Raw genomic sequence first — 19,144 nt, forward strand, 5'->3', positions numbered from 1 at the left:
GTTTCACATACTGGTAAGATATGCTTTTCTTATTCTAATAATAAAATAGATTGAAAATTTTGTCATTACTATTTTTAGAATGTGTTAAAATAATTTTTTCTTCAAAGTATTTGGATGCCAAGAAAAAGAGAAGGGGGCATAATCATGGTCCAAAGGTTCATTTTGCTTTTCATTATATGCTCGGTATGTGTATTATCTTCTTGTGATTTGAAGGAACCTAAAGAGGTAGAGGAGATGGCGCATAGTAACCACAATTTGGAGAAAAGGGAAAAGCCTGATTCTGAATCAAGGTCTACTGATGAAGGTTCTTGGAAGTACGAATACTTACTTGAAATTGTGGGAGAATCTCCAGTTCTAGGAAAAAAGGCTTTCACATCTATGCAAAAATGGCGGAAGGATATCTTAGAATTCTCAAAATCTCAAGATAATGTGTTTATCAATGGTCCAAATAAAAAACAAGTCGCTTTAACATTTGATGATGGACCAGATCTTGAAGTGACTCCAGCGGTTATTGACGTTTTGAATAAATATGGGGTAAAGGGGAATTTTTTCTTTTTGGGAAAAGAAGCGGAAAAGTATCCGGAAATCGTGGAGAAGGCATATAAAAACGGGCATCTTATCCTAAGTCATAGCTATAACCATGTCGAACTAGATAAATTGGGGATAGCAGAAATTCACAACGAACTCAAGCAAGCGGGGAATGTAATTGAATCAATTATCGGTAAAGAGCCAGCCTTGATAAGGACACCTTTTGGAGAGACGAATGCATTAGTGGCAAACGTAGCGAAGGAAAATAATTATTCAATTATCCTTTGGTCTATTGATACACTTGATTGGGCTCAGAATAGCACAGATGTAATCTATTCAAATGTAGTTGAGAACATCCGTAATGGCGATATCATTCTCATGCACACGGATACTGACGAGTACGATACATATGAGGCTTTGCCAAGAATCATTGAAGAATTACAGAGACAGGGTTTTGAATTGGTGGACTTAGAAACAATGCTTGGAAAACCGGCCTATCAATAAAGACAGAATCGTAGGCTAATAAAGATACAGCCTACGATTCTATTTATTTACTTTTTCATTATGTGCTTCCAAGTATCGATGACAACACTAACCGATATAATGAATAATATCAGAGCTAGAACTGGGTGTAGTGCTCCGACCCATGGTGTAACACGTATGAAATTAGCACTAAAGTACATACCAAAAACCAAAGAGGCAATACCTAATACGTACCAAAAAGCCCAACGAGGCATTTTTCCAATAATGGCAGTTATCAGCATGAGTATGGGTACATTCAGTCCTAAGATATGAACGAGTGTTGTGTGTTTTAACCAATTTTCTGCTCCTACAAAGATTGCCATTCCAGCGGTAAAAACCTGTGCAATCACAAAAAGTGCAAATAAGAATGCTAAAGTTATATAAAGGCCTTGGCCAACTCGAATCCGTGTAGTTAAGGTGGTTTGTTCCACTAGGTATTCATCCCTTCTTAGAAAAACGCCCATCAAGAGGGCGTTTTAATCTATTTAATACTTACTTTTCCACTTCTTACTTCAATATTTACATCATAGGTACCTGCACCATATGTACCTTGAATACTTCCTTTATTTCTTACTGATTCATCAAGGGATAAGTCGTTTGAGATGTAGCCGCTACTTGCTTTACCGTTTAACGTGAAGTCAGCATTATTTGGTAAATCAAGGTCAAATGCACCTGATCGAACACTTGCATCAATCGAATCATTCAGTTCGGCAATGGTTGCTTTTAATCGACCAGAGCGTACCTCAGCCTCAAGTTTTCCTTTATACTCATCTACTGTTACATTCCCAGAACGAACTTCAATTTCACCGTTATTGGTTGTTATCGTCTCGACTCTAGAATTTCCTGAAGCAACATTATGTGTGAAAGAGTCAACAGTAAGGTTTTGTAATCTGAAATTTCCGGAATGAACATCTGCTGAGAGTTCGCTAAGTTTCATAGTTGAACCATCAAACTCCATATGACCAGAGCCGACTCTAAGTGAGAGATTACGGTCAAAATCTTCCGGAATATACACAGTTAGTTCGGTGCGATCAAAGAAAGGGAACCAGCCCCAGTTTAAAAAACCACGCTCATAGCTTACTTCTATTGAATCTCCACTCTTTGAAACATGAACTTCTCCTCTACCTTGCAATTCGGCTTTTACATCCTCGCGGTTATCTGGCACAACCTTCGTACTAATTGATGATATATCGATTTCAATTTCATCAATCTTCTCAGTAACTTGGGCCGAATCTCCGGAATTTCCAAAAGGGAGCCATGGAATGCGATAAAGATTTGTCATTAGTAAATAAACTCCAATTAGAATGAAAAATATGATGATGATTTTCTTCATTTTTCTAACCTACCTTTTTATTTAAGTAATTGTTCTATCCTTATGGTACTGGAAGAATCATTGCTATGTAACGAACTACCGATATATTTCCAAATACGACCTGAGGCGTATAAAAAAAGCAGATTGTGTAAGTTACAATCTGCTCTACGTTGATGATTTAATCTATTTTAACCCAGTCCTGTGACCATTTTTGAATTTCATCCATTAGAGGCTTTAGTGCTAAACCCTTTTCGGTTAACGAGTATTCAATGCGAACAGGAGTTTCCGGGTAAACATGTCTTTTTACAATTCCTTGATTTTCTAGATCCTTAAGTCTTTCTGAAAGGACTCTTCCGCTTATTCCTATTGAAGATTCAATCGTGCAAAAGCGCTGTGGACCGGAGAGGAGTTGATATATTAAAAGTCCCGTCCAGCGTTGACCTAGTAAATTCATAGCTTTTTCAAATTTAGGACAAATTACATTTGTATCCATATTTTCTTCACCTCTATAAACATATATTATAACGCATTGTAAGAAATAATAAACTAACTTGACATAATATGATTACAAAAATATAATTACTTACATAAAGTAAGTAAATAAAAGTTAATAGGAGGCACAAAATGAAATATCAACGTCCACCATATACATTTGTTGAACTTGTAGAATTAAAGGTAACTGATTTACAACGATCTTTATCTTTTTATGAAAATATAATTGGTTTTAAAGTATTAGAACAACAGGAGAAAAAGGTGCTTTTAACAGCTGACGGTAAGACGCCATTGGTATCGATTGAGCAACCAGACAATATCACACCAAAAGAACCGCGCAAAACAGGACTTTACCATTTCGCACTGCTTTTACCTACTCGCGCTGATCTTGGTAAGGTGTTATTTCACTTAGTCCAAAATAATGTTCCGATTGGCGCATCTGACCATGCGGTAAGTGAAGCCTTATACTTAGATGACCCAGATGGGAACGGCATTGAAATCTATGCGGACCGTCCTGACACAGAATGGGAATGGTCTAATGGCGAAGTGAAAATGGTGACAGAGCCATTAGATGGTCAAGGTGTACTTGCTGCTGCAAATGGCGAAAAATGGAATGGCCTTCCAAAGGAAACGGTAATGGGACACATTCATATGCATGTCTCAGACTTGGTTAAAACAGAGGAATATTATACGAAAGGTCTAGGGTTTGATGTGGTGACTCGTTACGGAGGGATGGCATTGTTCATTTCAACTGGTGGATATCACCATCATATTGGGCTTAACACATGGAATGGCGTAGGCTCACCTGCACCATCTGAAAATAGTGCAGGTATCAAACAATTCACACTTGTATTTCCAACTGAAGCTGCCATTCAATCAACTGTTGAAAACCTAAAGAAAATCGGTGCAAATATCGAGGAGGAAGATGGTGTTTTATTTACAAAAGATCCTTCTCAGAACAAAATAAAACTTGTTGTTGCGTAAACTAACCGTACCCCAAAATCAATTCCTGATCCTCAATGAAGAAAAAGGAAGTAGGTTCTAGCTTGTTAAATAGTGAATTATCCGATAAAATAGCCATTATATTAATAAACATATAGTGATGATAGGAATGAGTAGCGGTTTATCTCCCTGTTGCAGAGAGCCGGTGGTTGGTGCAAACCGGAACATAGTTAACTGTGAATTACCTCCTTGAACTTTCTTTGTGAACCCATAAACTTATATATTGAGTATGGAAACTAGCAAAGAACGGACGAGCCGTTAATTCGATTGAGCGGAAGATAACGTATCTTCAACAAGGGTGGTACCGCGTGCAACCACGTCCCTTTTAGTAGGGGCGTGGTTTTTTGTGTTTTTTAATAAGAAAAATTACTAAGGAGGAAAAGATAATGGAAAATTTTATCGAACAGCTTACAGCCGATCAAAAAGTCGAACTAGAAAGGCAATTTGCCATTTATACAAACGGTATTCAGGAAGTTGTCCCTGCATATGAGTTAAAGCAGAAAATTGCAAAGTCCATTGTGACAAACAAACCATTAAAAGTAAAATTAGGCCTCGATCCATCTGCTCCTGATGTTCACCTAGGCCATACAGTTGTCTTAAATAAATTAAAGCAGTTTCAGGAAAACGGCCACGTGGTTCAGTTATTAATTGGTGACTTCACAGGGAAAATCGGTGATCCAACCGGAAAGTCTATTGCTAGAAAGCAGCTGACAGATGAAGAGGTTAAACATAATGCAAGAACATACTTCGAGCAGTTTGGAAAAGTACTAGATACGGAGAAGGTTGAGCTTCATTATAATTCAAAATGGCTATCTTCACTACAGTTTGAGGATATTATCAACCTAGCTGCAAGTATAACTGTTGCGCGTCTTCTTGAAAGAAATGATTTCTCGGAGCGCTTGGCTACTGGTAAGCCTATATCACTTCACGAATTTTTCTACCCTCTCATGCAGGGATATGACTCTGTTGAGTTAGAAAGTGATATCGAGCTGGGCGGAAATGATCAGCATTTTAACGTTTTAATGGGAAGACATTTACAAGAGCATTTTGGAAAAGAAAAGCAGGTCGTCATCCTTCTCCCATTATTAGAGGGTCTTGATGGTGTTGAAAAGATGTCGAAGTCTAAAAATAACTATATTGGTGTTGATGAGGCACCAAATGAAATGTATGGAAAGACGATGTCCATCCAAGACGAAATGATGGCGAAATACTTTGATTTAATCACCGACTTATCATTAGAAGAAAAAAATGAAATCAAAGAAAACATCCAAAACGGTACTCTACACCCGCGTGATGCTAAAATGCTTTTAGGAAGAACAATCGTGAGAATGTACCATGGAGAAGAGGCGGCACAGCAGGCAGAAGAACATTTTAAGACAGTTTTTCAAAAGGGAGTAATTCCAGAAGATATCCCTGAGGTCCTTTGGTCTGGTGGGGATACGATTTCAATCATTGACCTTCTAGTTCAATTGGATTTACAAAAATCTAAAGGTGAAGCCCGAAAGATGATTCAAAACGGTGGAGTAAAACTAAACGGAGAAAAGGTGGAGGAAATCCATCTAGAAGTTGAAGTGGAAAATGACTTAATTATTCAAGTTGGTAAGCGAAAGTTTGCTAAAATAAAAAAATAATGAAAATGGGGTGGCATTTGTGATGTCGCCCCATTTTCTCTTCAATCAGATGTTATTTTCCAATAAACATTTGTGTCCAGTAGTTACCGCTTGCTTGATGACCCACTCCGATATGAGTGAAATCTGGATTTAGAATGTTTTTACGATGTCCCTCACTATTCATCCATGCGTTTACAACGGCTTCAGGGGAAGATTGCCCTTTTGCAATATTCTCACCTGCAGTCTTGTATGACACTCCGAAGTCCCTAATCATATCAAATGGAGAACCATAAGTCGGACTTGTGTGGGAAAAATAATTTTTTTGCTGCATATCATTCGATTTTGTTTTTGCAACCTTGCTCAAGGATGTATCAGTTTGAAGAGCTGGCAAGCCGTTTTTCTTACGTTGTGCATTTGTTAGGTCTATTACCTGTCTTTCAAATTGACTTATTCCGGCTGTCCCTTGATTAGTAGGGGCTGGTGCAGGAGTAGGTGCAGGCTTTTGTGCCTCTGGCTGACGTTGTTGCTCGGTAGGAGCTCCTTGTCTGCTTTGATTATCCTGTGCCGGTGCATTATTGGTAGGTGGAGGCACTGCGTTATTGGGGCCTCCAGAATATTGATAGTTCCCATTTGGATGCTGTACAACAATTTTTTTATTAATGAAACGAAAATATTTTCGTTCTCCCTGTGAATGTTGAACACTTGATGTATGTGGATATCTATCACTAGACATGGATGTCCGATACGGACGATCTTGTTTAATGAGATGGCCGTTATTTACATTTTCTACATTTGCGGAGCGGTCTTGGTCTGCTGCATTATTGTTATCAGTGTTGTTACAGCCAGACAATAAAAGTATGGCAGAACCAAGAATCGCGAAACCTGTTTTTGTAAATCTGTGCAAGATTAATTCCTCCTTTGCTTAATTCGATTTACCTTCATATTTTGCCATCATCCAAACAAAAGTATTGGTGGTAATAAAAGAGAAAGCCTAATCGAGCACAGTGTAATATTTAACAAAAAAGACAGATTCAAAAAGAATCTGCCTCACTGATTATTTAGCAACCTTCAGCATTATTGATATGAAGGGGAGGAGGTACTAACCATCCTTTTTCTTTGTTTAAGCGTAGTGCTTTTGCACCGAATTGGGCCTTCTTCATATGAAACTGGCCGTACATTGTTGCGATATCTTCCCGAATGGATTGACCAATAATCGTACTACACGTTACAAGTCCTGCTGCTATATCAGCTGAAACTTTTGCAGCAATTTCGGGGTCAGTGAAACGTGCACCTGGAGGTATATTTTCAAGGCATGCATTTGGTCGTTCTGGAGGTGCTGGAGGTAGGCCAACACCATTTTCTTTTAGAACTATTTCAATTTCTTCTATTTCCATCTTAAGGCCATTTTCAAGTATGTCTTCGAGAAGCTTTCTTAGATCTTCATCACCTGTATGGTTAAGTAAGGTTTGGTAAGCTGAAACCATTCCTTTTGCAGCTAATAAATGTGACCATACACTAAAAACTTCACCGTAGTGCAATGGCTCTTCTTTTGGATTTCCGCTTAGAATTCCCATCATCATCCTCCTCAATTTTTGCGTTCTCATAACATCACCTTCTTTTTGAGAAGACATAATTAGAATTCGCAGGAGGATAGGGTTTTATGTGAAGAATAAAATGACAAAATATCGTCTGAAAATAACGATAATAACTTCAGTATCAATTACTCAATCAAGGCATATATATTTTTTAGGGGTTGTATTCACACTTTAAGGACAAGTTTCTGAGGTAACTGGGGCTCTCAATGGAAAGGAAACGTAGTGTGGTTTTGTAAATTTGGTTGAAACAGAAAAATCCATTGTTGCAAATCCAATGGATTTTTATAGACCTCTGGAAAGGGGGAATATCTTTATTAGCAAGCAACTAGTATGAGATCGCTCTCGTTAACGAGCTCTACCTTGAATAGGAATTCCATTTGTTTGATCTCATACATCCCATTTTCATACGCAAAGACAACTTCATACAAAGCGTTATTATAGACAACCTTATCACCTTGTTTCATGGAAGACCTCCTAATCACATAAGCTTATCCTTAGTGTAATATAACAATCCCCCATCAGCTATACACCTTTAGTAATATAGTGTTTGTAAAAAAGTACTGTTTTTATAGATTTATTGTAGTTATTGTGTAAAAAAACCATGTATAGACAACTTCTTATCATGGTGGTAAAATGAACTGCTGTAATTAAGTTAATGTCCTTTGGTTACACTAAATTGTAATCGTTGTCTTGTTTGAAATCATTGATTTTTTAGAGTGAAGTTGTTCAGAGGACTAGAAGGAAAAAATATATAGGAGGAATGTACATCATGATGAAATATCTTCAAAAACTTGGTCGCTCATTGATGTTACCTGTTGCAGTATTACCAGCAGCAGCCATCTTGATGGGTATCGGGTATTGGATTGACCCTCAAGGTTGGGGTGGAGGAAGCCCAATTGCGGCTTTCTTAATCAAAGCAGGGGGATCGATTATTGACAACATGTCAATCCTGTTCGCAGTAGGTGTAGCGTTAGGAATGTCAAAGGATAAAGACGGGTCAGCTGCATTAAGTGGATTGGTAGCGTTCTTAACAGTAACAACATTACTTTCGACAGGTACAGTAGCGATGCTTCAAGGGGTTGACCCAGGAGAAGTAAATGCCGCTTTCGGAAAAATTAACAATCAGTTTATAGGAATTATCTCAGGTATTATTGCATCTATTATGTATAATCGTTTTAGTAATGTACAGTTACCAGATGCGTTAGCCTTTTTTAGTGGAAAGCGACTGGTTCCAATCATGACATCGGTTGCAATGCTAGTTGCTTCCCTAATTTTGCTATTTGTATGGCCGGTAATCTATTCTGGATTGGTTTCGTTTGGTAAAGGAATTCTGGACTTAGGAGCAGTAGGCGCTGGTTTATATGGATTCTTTAACAGATTATTAATCCCAACAGGTCTTCATCATGCGTTAAACTCCGTATTCTGGTTTGACGTGGCTGGTATTAACGATATCAATAATTTCTTAAGTGGTACAGGTGAAAAAGGTGTTACTGGTAGATATCAAGCTGGTTTCTTCCCGGTGATGATGTTTGGATTACCTGCTGCGGCTTTAGCGATGTATCACACTGCAAAGACAGCAAGAAAGAAACAAGCTGCTTCATTATTAATGGCAGCAGCATTTGCAGCATTTTTTACAGGTGTTACAGAGCCACTTGAATTTGCATTCATGTTCTTAGCACCTGCATTATATGTTGTTCACGCAGCTTTAACTGGTATTTCATTGTTTATTGCAGCAACATTTCAATGGACTGCAGGGTTTGCGTTTAGTGCCGGTTTTGTTGACTTTTTCTTAAGTTTGCGAAATCCGATTGCTAATCAACCTTGGATGTTATTACTACAGGGGCTAGTAATAGGAGTTATCTATTATCTCTTATTCCGCTTCTTGATTGTTAAATTCAATCTTAAAACACCTGGCCGTGAGGATGAAGAAGCCGGCGAAGCTACTTCACAGACAGACGGTAAATCTAAATTTGCAGCCATGGCAGCTCAAATTTATGAGGGGCTTGGTGGAGATGAAAATGTAACGTCTGTTGATAACTGCGTAACTCGCCTACGACTTGAAGTGAAAGATATGGATAAAGTCGATCAGAAGAAAATTAAAGCAACTGGCGTTCCGGGAATCAATATCGTGGGTAAAAACAGCATCCAAGTTATAGTTGGTACCAACGTTCAATTCGTTGCTGATGAGGTTCATAAAATTCGTAAAGAGAATTAATGATGAGGGCCGTCCTAAGAAGGACGGTTCTTTTTTTACATACAAATCACAATAATTTTATCATGAAAAGGGAAAAGTAAAGTAAAATTAAGGTGGTGCACAGAAAAGAGAAACGTAGAAGGAGTTTAGACATGATTATTGCAAATCTAACTATCTATTCTGAAGAAGGCATTATTGAAAAAGGATTCGTAGAAATCGTTGGAGAAAAAATTGCGCGGGTAGGTGCAATGAGCGAACTTCAAAAAACAGATCAGGATGAGGTTATTACATTTGATGATTCATACTCATTGATCCCGGGAATGATCGATTTACATATCCATGGGGCAAGCGGAGCAGATGTAATGGACGCAACTCCTGAGGCATTAGATACAATGGCAACGGCACTACCAAAGGAAGGTACAACTAGCTTTCTTGCGACGACAATGACGAAGTCAAAAGAGGATATCGAAATAGCAATTCGTACAATTGCATCATACATTCCGAAGCAGGACATTGGAACTGCGGAGATTTTGGGAGCCCATCTAGAAGGTCCGTTTTTATCACCCAAAAGAGCAGGTGCACAACATCCGGGTAATATTATAAATCCCGATGTAGAGCTATTTAAAAAGTGGCAATCTTTATCGGGAAATCATATTCGACTTGTCACATTAGCGCCAGAGGAACCGGGGGGACTTGAGTTAACAACCCATTTAAAAAATACAGGCGTAGTTGCTTCTATTGGTCACTCAGATGCAGTCTATGATGAAGTGGAAGCAGCAATAGAGGCTGGTGTTACACATGCTACCCATCTATTTAATGGGATGCGAGGAATTCATCATCGTGAACCAGGTGTAGCAGGCGCGGTGCTATTACATGACGAAGTGAAGTGTGAAATGATTGTCGATGGCATTCATATAGCACCTAAGATGGTAAGGTTCGCTTATAAAAATAAAGGAAGCGAGGGCTCTATTCTTGTAACCGATGCTATGCGTGCAAAGTGCCTCGGAGCAGGGATGTATGACTTAGGTGGCCAAGAGGTAATTGTCAATGAAGAACGAGCTGTATTAAAAGATGGAACTTTAGCAGGAAGCATATTAAAATTAAATGATGCAGTTCGAAACATGATGAAATATACGGGGTGTTCTCTTCGTGATATTACCCAAATGACAGCTGTTAATCCAGCAAAGCAAATTAATGTGTTTGACCGAAAAGGAAGTATTAAAGCTGGTAAAGATGCAGATGTTGTAATTGTGAATGATCAATTAGAGGTAATCATGACATTTTGTCGTGGAAAACTAGCTTATTCAAACAGGGGGGAATAATAATGAAAATTGTAGCGGTAAAAGATTTTGCTGAAATGAGCAAAATGGCAGCAGCAAAGATATCTCATCAAGTAAAAGAAAAACAAAATTCAGTTTTAGGTCTAGCTACCGGTGGTACTGTTGTCGGTACATATGAGGAGTTAATTAAGGATCATAAGCAAAATCAAACGTCTTATGAAGAAATACATACAGTGAATCTCGACGAATATTTAGGAATCGATAAGGACAATCCAAACAGTTACCATCAGTTTATGATGGAGAATCTTTTCTCTCAAATCAATATTAATCCAGAAAATATCCATATCCCATATGGATTGGCAACGGATTATGAGGAAGAAAGCAAGAAGTATGAAAAAGTGATTTCTGATTTAGGTGGAGTAGATCTTCAATTGCTTGGAATTGGGGTAAATGGACACATTGGGTTTAATGAGCCTGGAACATCTTTTGATTCAGTCACACATGTTGTTGAGTTAGAAGAATCAACACGTCAAGCCAACAAACGATTTTTCAATAGTATTGATGAAGTACCAACGCACGCCATTACAATGGGAATTTCAACAATTATGAAAAGTAAGGAAATCCTATTGCTCGTATCAGGTAAAACAAAGGCTGAAATCCTAGAAAAGGTTATAAACGAGGGTATTACTGAAACGATTCCTGCTACCGTATTGAAAAATCACCCTAATGTAACCATTATTGCGGATGAAGAGGCACTTTCATTAGTAGATGATGAAAAAAAGAGGGAATTTGATCAAGATAAAGAAGAATTCTCTAATAAGTACATACTTGCAAATTAAAGTTGTGATTATTTCTATCCTGACAGTGGAAGTATAAAGTGGAAATGGTTCAATCATTGCAAAGGGGGTATCAACATGAAACGCCTACTAGATTGTACAGCCTCGGATTTCAAAAAAATGAACGGACAGGACTTAAAACAATCCATAAAAGCTTCAGAAGGAAGGGTTATTTTATCAGAGGTGATTGGTTCTTTCCAACCAATGTACCCAAGTGTGACAAATGCTGAAATGGCATCAGCCTTTGGCGCTGACCTACTTATCTTTAATTACTTTGATGTCTTCTCACCTTTTGTTGAAGGTTTTCAAGCCCAAGAAGGTGAATCAATTGTTGAGAAGCTAAAAGAACTAACAGGTAGACCGATTGGTTTAAACCTTGAGCCCGTCGATCCGAATGCGATACAGCTTGAAAAACTAAATCAACTTCCGAAGGGTCGATTAGCGACAGAAGAATCATTAAGTGAAGCAAAGAAACTTGGTTTCGACTTTGTATGTTTAACTGGTAATCCCAAAACCGGGGTAACAAATAGTGAAATTGTAGTAGCCATAAAAAAGGCACGTGAGGTTTTTGGTAACGAGGGTCTCATTATAGCCGGAAAAATGCACGGCGCGGGAGTAGCCAATGAATCGGGTAGTGGTATCATTTCGGAAACCGCTCTTGAAAGCTTTGTTGAAGCGGGGGCAGATGTAATTTTAATGCCAGCACCTGGAACTGTTCCAGGAATTACGCTCGAATCGACAGAGAAAAATGTCCGTTTTGTTCATTCAAAGGGAGCGTTGGTGATGTTGACTATAGGTACTAGTCAAGAAGGCGCGGATGAAGCGACTATTCGTCAAATTGCCTTAACAAGCAAAATGGCAGGTGCAGATATCTACCATATCGGTGATGCGGGTTACCATGGTATAGCAGTTCCAGAAAATATCATGACATATTCAATTGCTATCCGAGGAAAGCGTCATACTTACATAAGGATGGCTGCATCAGTTAACAGATAATAGTAGGGAGATGAGGTGAACATAATTTGTGTGTTTCCCTCATCTCCGTTTTTTACGACCTCGTTTGCGTCCCCTTATGACAAACAGCAAAATGAAACCAATTACAGCCCCAATCGTATTTAAAATAATATCGTCTACATCAAAGCTACCAAGCATACTGAAAAGTTGCAAGACCTCGAGTGAAGTGATCCCTATGATGAAAACTACGATAAACCTGAAGAAATTTGTAAGCCTTGGAAAAAGAACCGGCAAGATGATACCAAACGGTATAAATACTCCGATATTTCCAGCCATATTTATAACCCAGATGTGAAAAGGAAAATGATCGTAGTAGGTAAAGTAATTCCTTATCGTTGAAAAAGGCGTGAGGTTGTACCGGAATTCAGAACCTTTTGTCCGGGAAAATGCAAAAAACATCCAATAAAAAAGGAATAGTGTATAGGTGATTAACACCGTACCAGCCAAAAAACGTTTTGTAGCTTGTCCCAACTTTTTTATTTCTCCAATCCTCGAATATTATACTCATCTACTCTACCGTAAAATAGAAGCAATGTCACATGTGTTTTTCGTTTTTAGTTATTTCGATTATAATGAGGGTAACGCTTACGAAAAAAGGATGTTGTAAAAATGGATATGATTACTTGGTTGCAAATTGGACTAGGAATAGTCTTTATTTTTCTTATCATTAATTCTTTTGGACCTGTAAAGGACCTTGCTCATTTATCAGAGGTAGATTTTAAGGAAAAAATGAAAAAACCACAGAATGTGACACTTATTGATGTGCGTAACCCCTATGAATTTCGAGCAGATCATATTGAAGGCGCAATTAATATTCCGCTTAATAAAATCAAACGAAACAAAGCTGAAATTCCAACTAATAAAGACATCGTTTTATATTGTCAAACTGGAATTCGTAGTAAGCAAGCTGCGAAAGCGATTAGAAGAAGACATAAGGACTTGCCCCTTGCACATTTAAAGGGTGGCCTTTTTAGTCTGAATACTACCTCTACACCTGATAAAAAACAAAAGTAAGTTATGAAACCGTACAGAAACCATCACGTTTGACTGTACGGTTAATTATACATATAATAAAAGAGTAGGAGAATGCTAGAAGAGTGCGTTCAAAATTCTTTAGAAGGGGTGATGTCGTTGGGAAGTTATACCGTATTGGTGAGTTAGCAAGAGAAGCAAATGTATCAAAACGAACTATTGATTATTACACACAACTAGGTATTTTAACTCCTATACGAACAGACTCTAACTATCGTATTTATGGTGATGACGCGGTTGATACTCTTCATCTAGTTGCACAGTACAAGGAGTTAAACATTCCTTTACTTGAAATCAAGGAAAAGGTGGCATTGTTTCATACAAGTCGCCTAGAACAGGAGAGTGTTTTAAAATACACTCAGGCTCTTTCAAAGCGTATCGAGTATTTAGAAACTGAACTCAAAGAAATGAAGCCCATTTTAGAGTCTCTGCCTGAAGAGCAACAAAAATTTGTGATAAACAAAATGTCTACACAAAGCATGGCACTCGCGAAGCTAATTACAGTTCTGTTTACTTAATTAAGCGAGCTTGCGGGTCTCTAATGAATAAAATTAATAGATTAATAAATTTACAGAATAAATAATTAATAATACAAATACTTTATATAAACAACATTTCTTTAACATGCAATGTAAGAAATGAAATAAAACTAAAACTTACCTATTTAGGAGGTGTAATCCTTACTCGTTTCGAACGTGTAAGGAAACTATTTGGAGATATTTAATTTGGTCATGGTTGCAATTTTAATTGCGTTAACTGCCTTTTTCGTAGCGTCGGAGTTTGCGATTGTAAAAGTAAGAAGCACTCGCATCGACCAACTCGTGTCAGAAGGGAGGAAAAGCGCAATTGCAGCTAAGACTGTAACCTCAAATCTGGATGAATACCTGTCTGCTTGTCAGTTAGGTATTACAGTAACAGCTTTAGGACTTGGATTCCTTGGCGAATCGACATTCGAAGCATTACTACATCCATTGTTCGGTATGATAAATATCCCGGATTCTGTTTCAACTGCTTTATCAATTACAATTGCGTTCCTGATTATTACGTTTTTACACGTAGTCGTCGGAGAACTTGCACCAAAAACAATCGCAATTCAAAAGGCTGAAAGAATCACAATGATTTTTGCTAGACCTTTAATCTTTTTCTATAAACTTATGTTTCCGTTAATTTGGGTGTTGAACGGTTCAGCTCGTTTGTTAACAGGTCTTTTCGGTTATAAGCGAATATCAGAAAACGACATTGCCCATACAGAGGAAGAATTGCGACTTATTTTATCTGAAAGCTATAAAAATGGTGAAATTAACCAATCTGAATATAAATATGTAAACAAAATCTTTGAATTCGATGATCGTGTGGCCAAAGAAATCATGGTGCCACGAACGGAGATTATCGCTCTTGATAAGGAAAAATCAGTCGAAGAAATTTTACAGATCATGACGAGTGAAAAATACACACGTTACCCAGTCGTTGATGGGGATAAAGACCATATAATTGGATTAGTTAACTTAAAAGAATTGCTGACCGATGTTGTAACTGGCACCGGAGCTCGTGAAAAAACAATAGAAGATTATACACGTCCAATAATCCATGTGATTGAGTCAATTCCAATCCAGGAATTACTTGCAAAGATGCAAAAAGAAAGTGTTCACATGGCAATCTTAATCGATGAATATGGTGGAACTTCTGGATTAGTTACGGTTGAAGATATCCTTGAAGAAATCGTTGGTGAAATCCGCGATGAGTTCGATACGGATGAAAAGCCGGCAATCCAAAAAATTAACGATACAACAACCGTTTTAGACGGTAAGGTCTTAATTGGTGAAGTTAATGACTTGTTTGGTTTCCAGATTGACGATACAGATGTTGATACAATCAGTGGATGGATCCTAACTGAACAAATTGATGCCCACCCTGGTGACAAAATCCCGTATGGTGATTATGAGTTTAGAATTATCGAAATGGACGGTCACCATATTAAATCACTAGAGATCAAAAAAATAATACAACAAGAACAACTCTATGCCATTGGTCAGAGTGCAAGCGCACTTGAATAATTAATTAAAGCCTTGACGGATTTCAAAGCCGTCAAGGCTTTTTAGTTTGTCGAGAGAGTGGTATGATTGTTTGGTTGGTTTGGTTATTCCGATTTAAAAGTAATGTGATAAAAAGAAGGTTGCGCATGCTTTAGAAAAGGTGATCCGGAGGAAACTATGCGCATCATCCATAAAAAGGGAAAAATGGCACGAGAAGCGGCACTTGCTTCCAAGTTTATCCACATGCGCATGACTTTTAAGTAAACGTATGCGAAAAGCATGCGGAAAAGCAGGTTGCGCATGATTCAGGAAAGGTAAGCTGGGCAAACCATGCGCATCATCCATAAAAAGGAAAGGTAAGCTCAAATAAAGTCCTTCATTTCCTAACTACCCAAATGCAAGGACAAAAGCAGCCTTTACAGGTCCGCATTCTCCTAAATTTACCCAAATGCAAGGACGAAAGCTGCTTTTGCAGGTCCGCATTCTCCTAAATTTACCCAAACGCAAGGACGAAAGCCGCCTTTACAGGTCCGCATCCTCCTAATTTTACCCAAATGCAAGGACAAAAGCAGCCTTTGCAGGTTCATATCCTCCTAATTTCACCCAAATGAGAGGAGGGAAGCAGCCTTTACAGGTCCGTATCCTCCTAATTTTACCCATATGCAAGGACGAAAGCTGCTTTTATAGGCTCGCTTCCACATCCTCCTAATTTTTAAGTGAAAGTATGAGAAGAGCATTAAGCAGAATGCGCATGCTTTAGCTACCGTATGCTCGACGAAACCATGCGCAACATCTATATAAAGTACCTAACAAAACACCCAACCCTAATCGAACTCCCCTAAATATAGAACAAGCCTAGACAGACACTTTTCTGGACTCTTGTAATAAATTATAGAAATGTCATGTATTTGTTATATAATATAAAAGCGTAAATGTTAGAATAAAGGCTATACGAATTTATTAGGAGGAAGCTTAATGAAAGTAAAACTAGGCTTGCTATACGGAGGGAAATCAGCTGAGCACAAGGTTTCCTTGCAAACCGCATTGGCTGTTATTAAAGCATTAGATCACTCAAAATATGATATTCATCCCATTTATATATCGGAACAAGGCGAATGGATTCGCGGCGGTCAATTGACGGGACCAGTCGAAGACGTCAAGAAATTAATATTAACAGAGTCAGGAACTTCGATCTCGCCAGTTTCATTAAATACGGAACTTTTTCCGGCGCAGTCTTCTGAACATCAGGAAGCAATTGATGTAGTGTTCCCACTATTACATGGACCGAATGGAGAGGACGGAACGGTTCAGGGCTTGCTTGAATTAGTAAACATCCCTTATGTAGGTAACGGAGTACTTGCTTCATCAGCTGGTATGGATAAAGTTATTATGAAAAATATCTTCGCCCAAGCAGGTCTGCTTCAGGCGAAATATGTATCATATATTCGTAGCGAATGGAAGCAAAATCCAGAAGAAGCCTATTCTAAGGTTGAGGCAGAACTTGGTTACCCATGCTTTGTAAAACCTGCAAATCTTGGATCAAGCGTTGGAATTAGCAGGGCTACAAATCGTGAGAGCCTTGAAAAGGCGTTTGAAGAAGCTTTCATCTTTGATCGTAAAGTCATTATTGAAGAGGCAATCATTGGACGTGAAATTGAAATAGGAGTATTAGGTAACGATAACCCGAGTTGCTCAGTCGTTGGGGAAATTGTCCCTAAAAAAGACTTCTATGACTATAAAGCTAAATATGAGGATGGCGATACAGCTCTTATCATCCCTGCAGATATCACAGAGGAGCAATATGAAACTGTAAAATCAGAAGCAATCAAAGCGTTTAAGGCACTTGATTGCTCAGGTTTAGTAAGAGCAGACTTCTTCCTGACTAAAAAAGGAGAAGTAATTATAAACGAAGTAAACACAATGCCTGGATTTACACCGTTTAGTATGTTCCCACTATTATGGCAGGAAGCTGGTGTTAGCTATCCAGAGTTAATTGAAAAACTAGTAAATCTTGCAATCGAACGTCACGCTGAAAAACAAACGATTAAATATACGATGTAACCAACAAAACGAAACACTATTCTTTTTATTGAATAGTGTTTCTTCATGAAAGGAGAGATACTTGTGATAAAGAAAACCCTAGCTCAAATTTGCCAAATGGCAAAGGGAGAAAAACTGGACTCGCAATTCCAAGATATCTTAATCGAAGGTGTATCCATTGATACAAGAACCATCTCACCTGGTAATCTGTACATACCAATCATTGGTGAGACGTTTAATGGCCACCGGTTTATAGAGGCGGCAATTGAAAATGGTGCAGCGGCAGTCCTATGGGGAAGTAATCAACCGAATCCACCAGAGCAACTGCCAGTAATTTATGTAAAGGATACGTTAGAAGCCCTTCAAACTCTTGCTAAAAGCTACCGAGATGAACTTGCGATTAAAGTTGTTGGTATTACAGGAAGCAATGGGAAGACAACTACCAAAGATATGGTTACATCTATCCTTTCAACTACCATGAAGGTCCAAAAGACTGAAGGTAATTTCAACAATCATATTGGCTTACCTTTAACGATTTTACGCCTCAAAGAAGATACAGAAGTAGCAGTACTAGAAATGGGCATGAGTGCATTTGGAGAAATTGAATTTCTCACTTTATTAGGACGTCCCGATGTTGCGGTTATTACGAATATTGGTGAATCCCATATGCTTGATCTCGGTTCCCGAGAAGGAATTGCAAAAGCAAAATTGGAAATCGTAGAGGGACTATCGAACGATGGGTTGCTTGTATATCATGGTGATGAACCGCTGTTAACGGAGCGGGTTAGATCAATGGATATTCAAACGATTACATTTGGTGAGTCAGAACAAAATGACTTTTACCCATTACGCATTAAACAAGAAAATGAAGGTACTTATTTTACAATTAATAAGCTTGAAGATAAAGAGTTTTATGCACCAGTACTTGGTAAGCATAATGTAAATAATGGGATGGCCGCTATGGCTGTAGCTCGTCACTTAGGTTTATCATGGGATCATATTGAAGCTGGTTTAAAGCAGATTAAAATCACCAATATGAGACTGGAATTAATTGAAGGGATCAATGGTACGAAATTAATAAATGATGCCTATAATGCAAGTCCATTATCGATGAAAGCGGCAATTAGTCTCGTTCATGATTTAGATGCCTCAGGTAAAAAGCTGGTTGTGTTAGGTGACATGCTAGAGCTTGGTGACAAGGAGAAAGACTATCATGAAGAAGTAGGACGCTTCATCCAACCAGATAAGGTTGATTATGTATTTACATTCGGAGTGTTAGGGGAGCACATCGCGAATGGCGCAAAGCAATATTTCTCACCAGACCGAGTGTTTGCATACCAAGACAAAGAACAGCTCATAGATGCAGTACGAAAGCTTTTATCCAAAGGTGATATTCTATTAGTAAAAGGATCACGTGGTATGAAGCTCGAGGAAGTCATAGTTGCTTTCAAAAAATAAAAAAAAGCTCGGTTCCTATTGCCGAGCTTTTTTAGATGATAAAAGGAAGTATAACTAGCATTGATAATAGAATTCCTAGAGAATATGCGAATAGTTCTTTCATAAAACCTGTGTTTTCGTTGAATAGCTTGTCCATAAAAAAACCTCCTAAAATTTGTTCTTACTTATTAGTACGTATGAGAACGTTAAATGTTAC

At 38.2% G+C, this 19,144-nt stretch carries 19 protein-coding genes and 1 other annotated feature; of the genes, 12 read left to right on the forward strand and 7 right to left on the reverse strand.

Features of this window, described 5'->3' with window-relative positions:
* The first annotated feature begins 234 nt into the window (after positions 1-234).
* Positions 235-1,032: a polysaccharide deacetylase family protein gene (locus CZ490_RS18910; RefSeq protein WP_159439986.1), complete on the forward strand. Its 798-nt coding sequence runs from the start codon at positions 235-237 to the stop codon at positions 1,030-1,032.
* A 47-nt stretch (positions 1,033-1,079) separates the two neighbouring features.
* Here CZ490_RS18910 and CZ490_RS18915 read toward each other — a convergent pair whose 3' ends face one another.
* The 3 genes from CZ490_RS18915 to CZ490_RS18925 all read right to left on the reverse strand — a co-directional run bounded on the left by CZ490_RS18915 (position 1,080) and on the right by CZ490_RS18925 (position 2,855).
* On the reverse strand, positions 1,080-1,481 hold the full coding sequence (locus CZ490_RS18915) for a DUF6220 domain-containing protein (RefSeq protein ID WP_077620320.1): 402 nt from the start codon (positions 1,479-1,481) through the stop codon (positions 1,080-1,082).
* Positions 1,482-1,531: 50 nt separating this feature from the next.
* Positions 1,532-2,383 (reverse strand): LiaG family protein, encoded by an 852-nt coding sequence (gene liaG / locus CZ490_RS18920; RefSeq protein ID WP_077620321.1) that lies wholly within the window; start codon positions 2,381-2,383, stop codon positions 1,532-1,534.
* Positions 2,384-2,540: 157 nt separating this feature from the next.
* Positions 2,541-2,855, reverse strand: coding sequence for a winged helix-turn-helix transcriptional regulator (locus CZ490_RS18925; RefSeq protein WP_077620322.1), 315 nt, complete (start codon positions 2,853-2,855; stop codon positions 2,541-2,543).
* 131 nt (positions 2,856-2,986) lie between these two features.
* Here CZ490_RS18925 and CZ490_RS18930 point away from each other — a divergent pair, with 131 nt between their 5' ends.
* Both CZ490_RS18930 and tyrS read left to right on the forward strand, forming a co-directional pair.
* Complete coding sequence (locus CZ490_RS18930; RefSeq protein WP_077620323.1) at positions 2,987-3,838, forward strand: VOC family protein; 852 nt, start codon at positions 2,987-2,989, stop codon at positions 3,836-3,838.
* Positions 3,839-3,947: 109 nt separating this feature from the next.
* Positions 3,948-4,183 (forward strand) — a binding site (T-box leader).
* A gap of 59 nt (positions 4,184-4,242) precedes the next feature.
* The gene (gene tyrS, locus CZ490_RS18935) at positions 4,243-5,487 is read left to right on the forward strand and encodes a tyrosine--tRNA ligase (RefSeq protein WP_077620324.1); all 1,245 of its coding nucleotides are present in this window, start codon (positions 4,243-4,245) and stop codon (positions 5,485-5,487) included.
* Positions 5,488-5,539: 52 nt separating this feature from the next.
* Here tyrS and CZ490_RS18940 read toward each other — a convergent pair whose 3' ends face one another.
* The 3 genes from CZ490_RS18940 to CZ490_RS22425 form a co-directional block, all read right to left on the reverse strand.
* A complete protein-coding gene (locus CZ490_RS18940) occupies positions 5,540-6,370 on the reverse strand; it encodes a CAP domain-containing protein (protein ID WP_077620325.1) in 831 nt (276 codons plus the stop codon).
* A gap of 154 nt (positions 6,371-6,524) precedes the next feature.
* Entirely contained in the window at positions 6,525-7,040 is a 516-nt protein-coding gene (locus CZ490_RS18945) for a DUF3231 family protein (RefSeq protein WP_077620326.1), read from the reverse strand.
* A 335-nt stretch (positions 7,041-7,375) separates the two neighbouring features.
* Entirely contained in the window at positions 7,376-7,525 is a 150-nt protein-coding gene (locus CZ490_RS22425) for a hypothetical protein (protein ID WP_159439987.1), read from the reverse strand.
* Between the two features lie 305 nt (positions 7,526-7,830).
* On the opposite strand from CZ490_RS22425, the gene nagE reads away from it, so the two are divergent.
* The 4 genes from nagE (at position 7,831) to CZ490_RS18965 (ending at position 12,367) form a co-directional block, all read left to right on the forward strand.
* On the forward strand, positions 7,831-9,276 hold the full coding sequence (nagE, locus tag CZ490_RS18950) for an N-acetylglucosamine-specific PTS transporter subunit IIBC (protein ID WP_077620327.1): 1,446 nt from the start codon (positions 7,831-7,833) through the stop codon (positions 9,274-9,276).
* 131 nt (positions 9,277-9,407) lie between these two features.
* Positions 9,408-10,577, forward strand: a complete 1,170-nt coding sequence (gene nagA / locus CZ490_RS18955; protein WP_077620328.1) for an N-acetylglucosamine-6-phosphate deacetylase — start codon at positions 9,408-9,410, stop codon at positions 10,575-10,577.
* Positions 10,578-10,579: 2 nt separating this feature from the next.
* Positions 10,580-11,374, forward strand: coding sequence for a glucosamine-6-phosphate deaminase (nagB, locus tag CZ490_RS18960; RefSeq protein ID WP_077620329.1), 795 nt, complete (start codon positions 10,580-10,582; stop codon positions 11,372-11,374).
* A 75-nt stretch (positions 11,375-11,449) separates the two neighbouring features.
* Positions 11,450-12,367 carry a DUF7916 family protein gene (locus CZ490_RS18965; RefSeq protein WP_077620330.1) on the forward strand — a complete coding sequence of 306 codons (918 nt, stop codon included), beginning with the start codon at positions 11,450-11,452 and terminating at the stop codon, positions 12,365-12,367.
* A 39-nt stretch (positions 12,368-12,406) separates the two neighbouring features.
* Here CZ490_RS18965 and CZ490_RS18970 read toward each other — a convergent pair whose 3' ends face one another.
* Positions 12,407-12,820, reverse strand: a complete 414-nt coding sequence (locus CZ490_RS18970; RefSeq protein WP_268762198.1) for a VanZ family protein — start codon at positions 12,818-12,820, stop codon at positions 12,407-12,409.
* Positions 12,821-12,994: 174 nt separating this feature from the next.
* Here CZ490_RS18970 and CZ490_RS18975 point away from each other — a divergent pair, with 174 nt between their 5' ends.
* The 5 genes from CZ490_RS18975 (at position 12,995) to CZ490_RS18995 (ending at position 18,948) form a co-directional block, all read left to right on the forward strand.
* Positions 12,995-13,399 carry a rhodanese-like domain-containing protein gene (locus tag CZ490_RS18975; protein WP_077620331.1) on the forward strand — a complete coding sequence of 135 codons (405 nt, stop codon included), beginning with the start codon at positions 12,995-12,997 and terminating at the stop codon, positions 13,397-13,399.
* Between the two features lie 83 nt (positions 13,400-13,482).
* Positions 13,483-13,935, forward strand: coding sequence for a MerR family transcriptional regulator (locus tag CZ490_RS18980; protein WP_077620332.1), 453 nt, complete (start codon positions 13,483-13,485; stop codon positions 13,933-13,935).
* A 213-nt stretch (positions 13,936-14,148) separates the two neighbouring features.
* Positions 14,149-15,471 carry a hemolysin family protein gene (locus tag CZ490_RS18985; protein WP_200801607.1) on the forward strand — a complete coding sequence of 441 codons (1,323 nt, stop codon included), beginning with the start codon at positions 14,149-14,151 and terminating at the stop codon, positions 15,469-15,471.
* A 954-nt stretch (positions 15,472-16,425) separates the two neighbouring features.
* Complete coding sequence (locus CZ490_RS18990) at positions 16,426-17,511, forward strand: D-alanine--D-alanine ligase (RefSeq protein ID WP_077620334.1); 1,086 nt, start codon at positions 16,426-16,428, stop codon at positions 17,509-17,511.
* A 63-nt stretch (positions 17,512-17,574) separates the two neighbouring features.
* Positions 17,575-18,948 carry a UDP-N-acetylmuramoyl-tripeptide--D-alanyl-D-alanine ligase gene (locus tag CZ490_RS18995; protein WP_077620335.1) on the forward strand — a complete coding sequence of 458 codons (1,374 nt, stop codon included), beginning with the start codon at positions 17,575-17,577 and terminating at the stop codon, positions 18,946-18,948.
* Positions 18,949-19,144: the final 196 nt, after the last annotated feature.

Origin of the sequence: Litchfieldia sinesaloumensis (assembly GCF_900156865.1) — a bacterium.
GTDB classification, from domain to species: Bacteria; Bacillota; Bacilli; order Bacillales; family Bacillaceae_L; genus Ferdinandcohnia; species Ferdinandcohnia sinesaloumensis.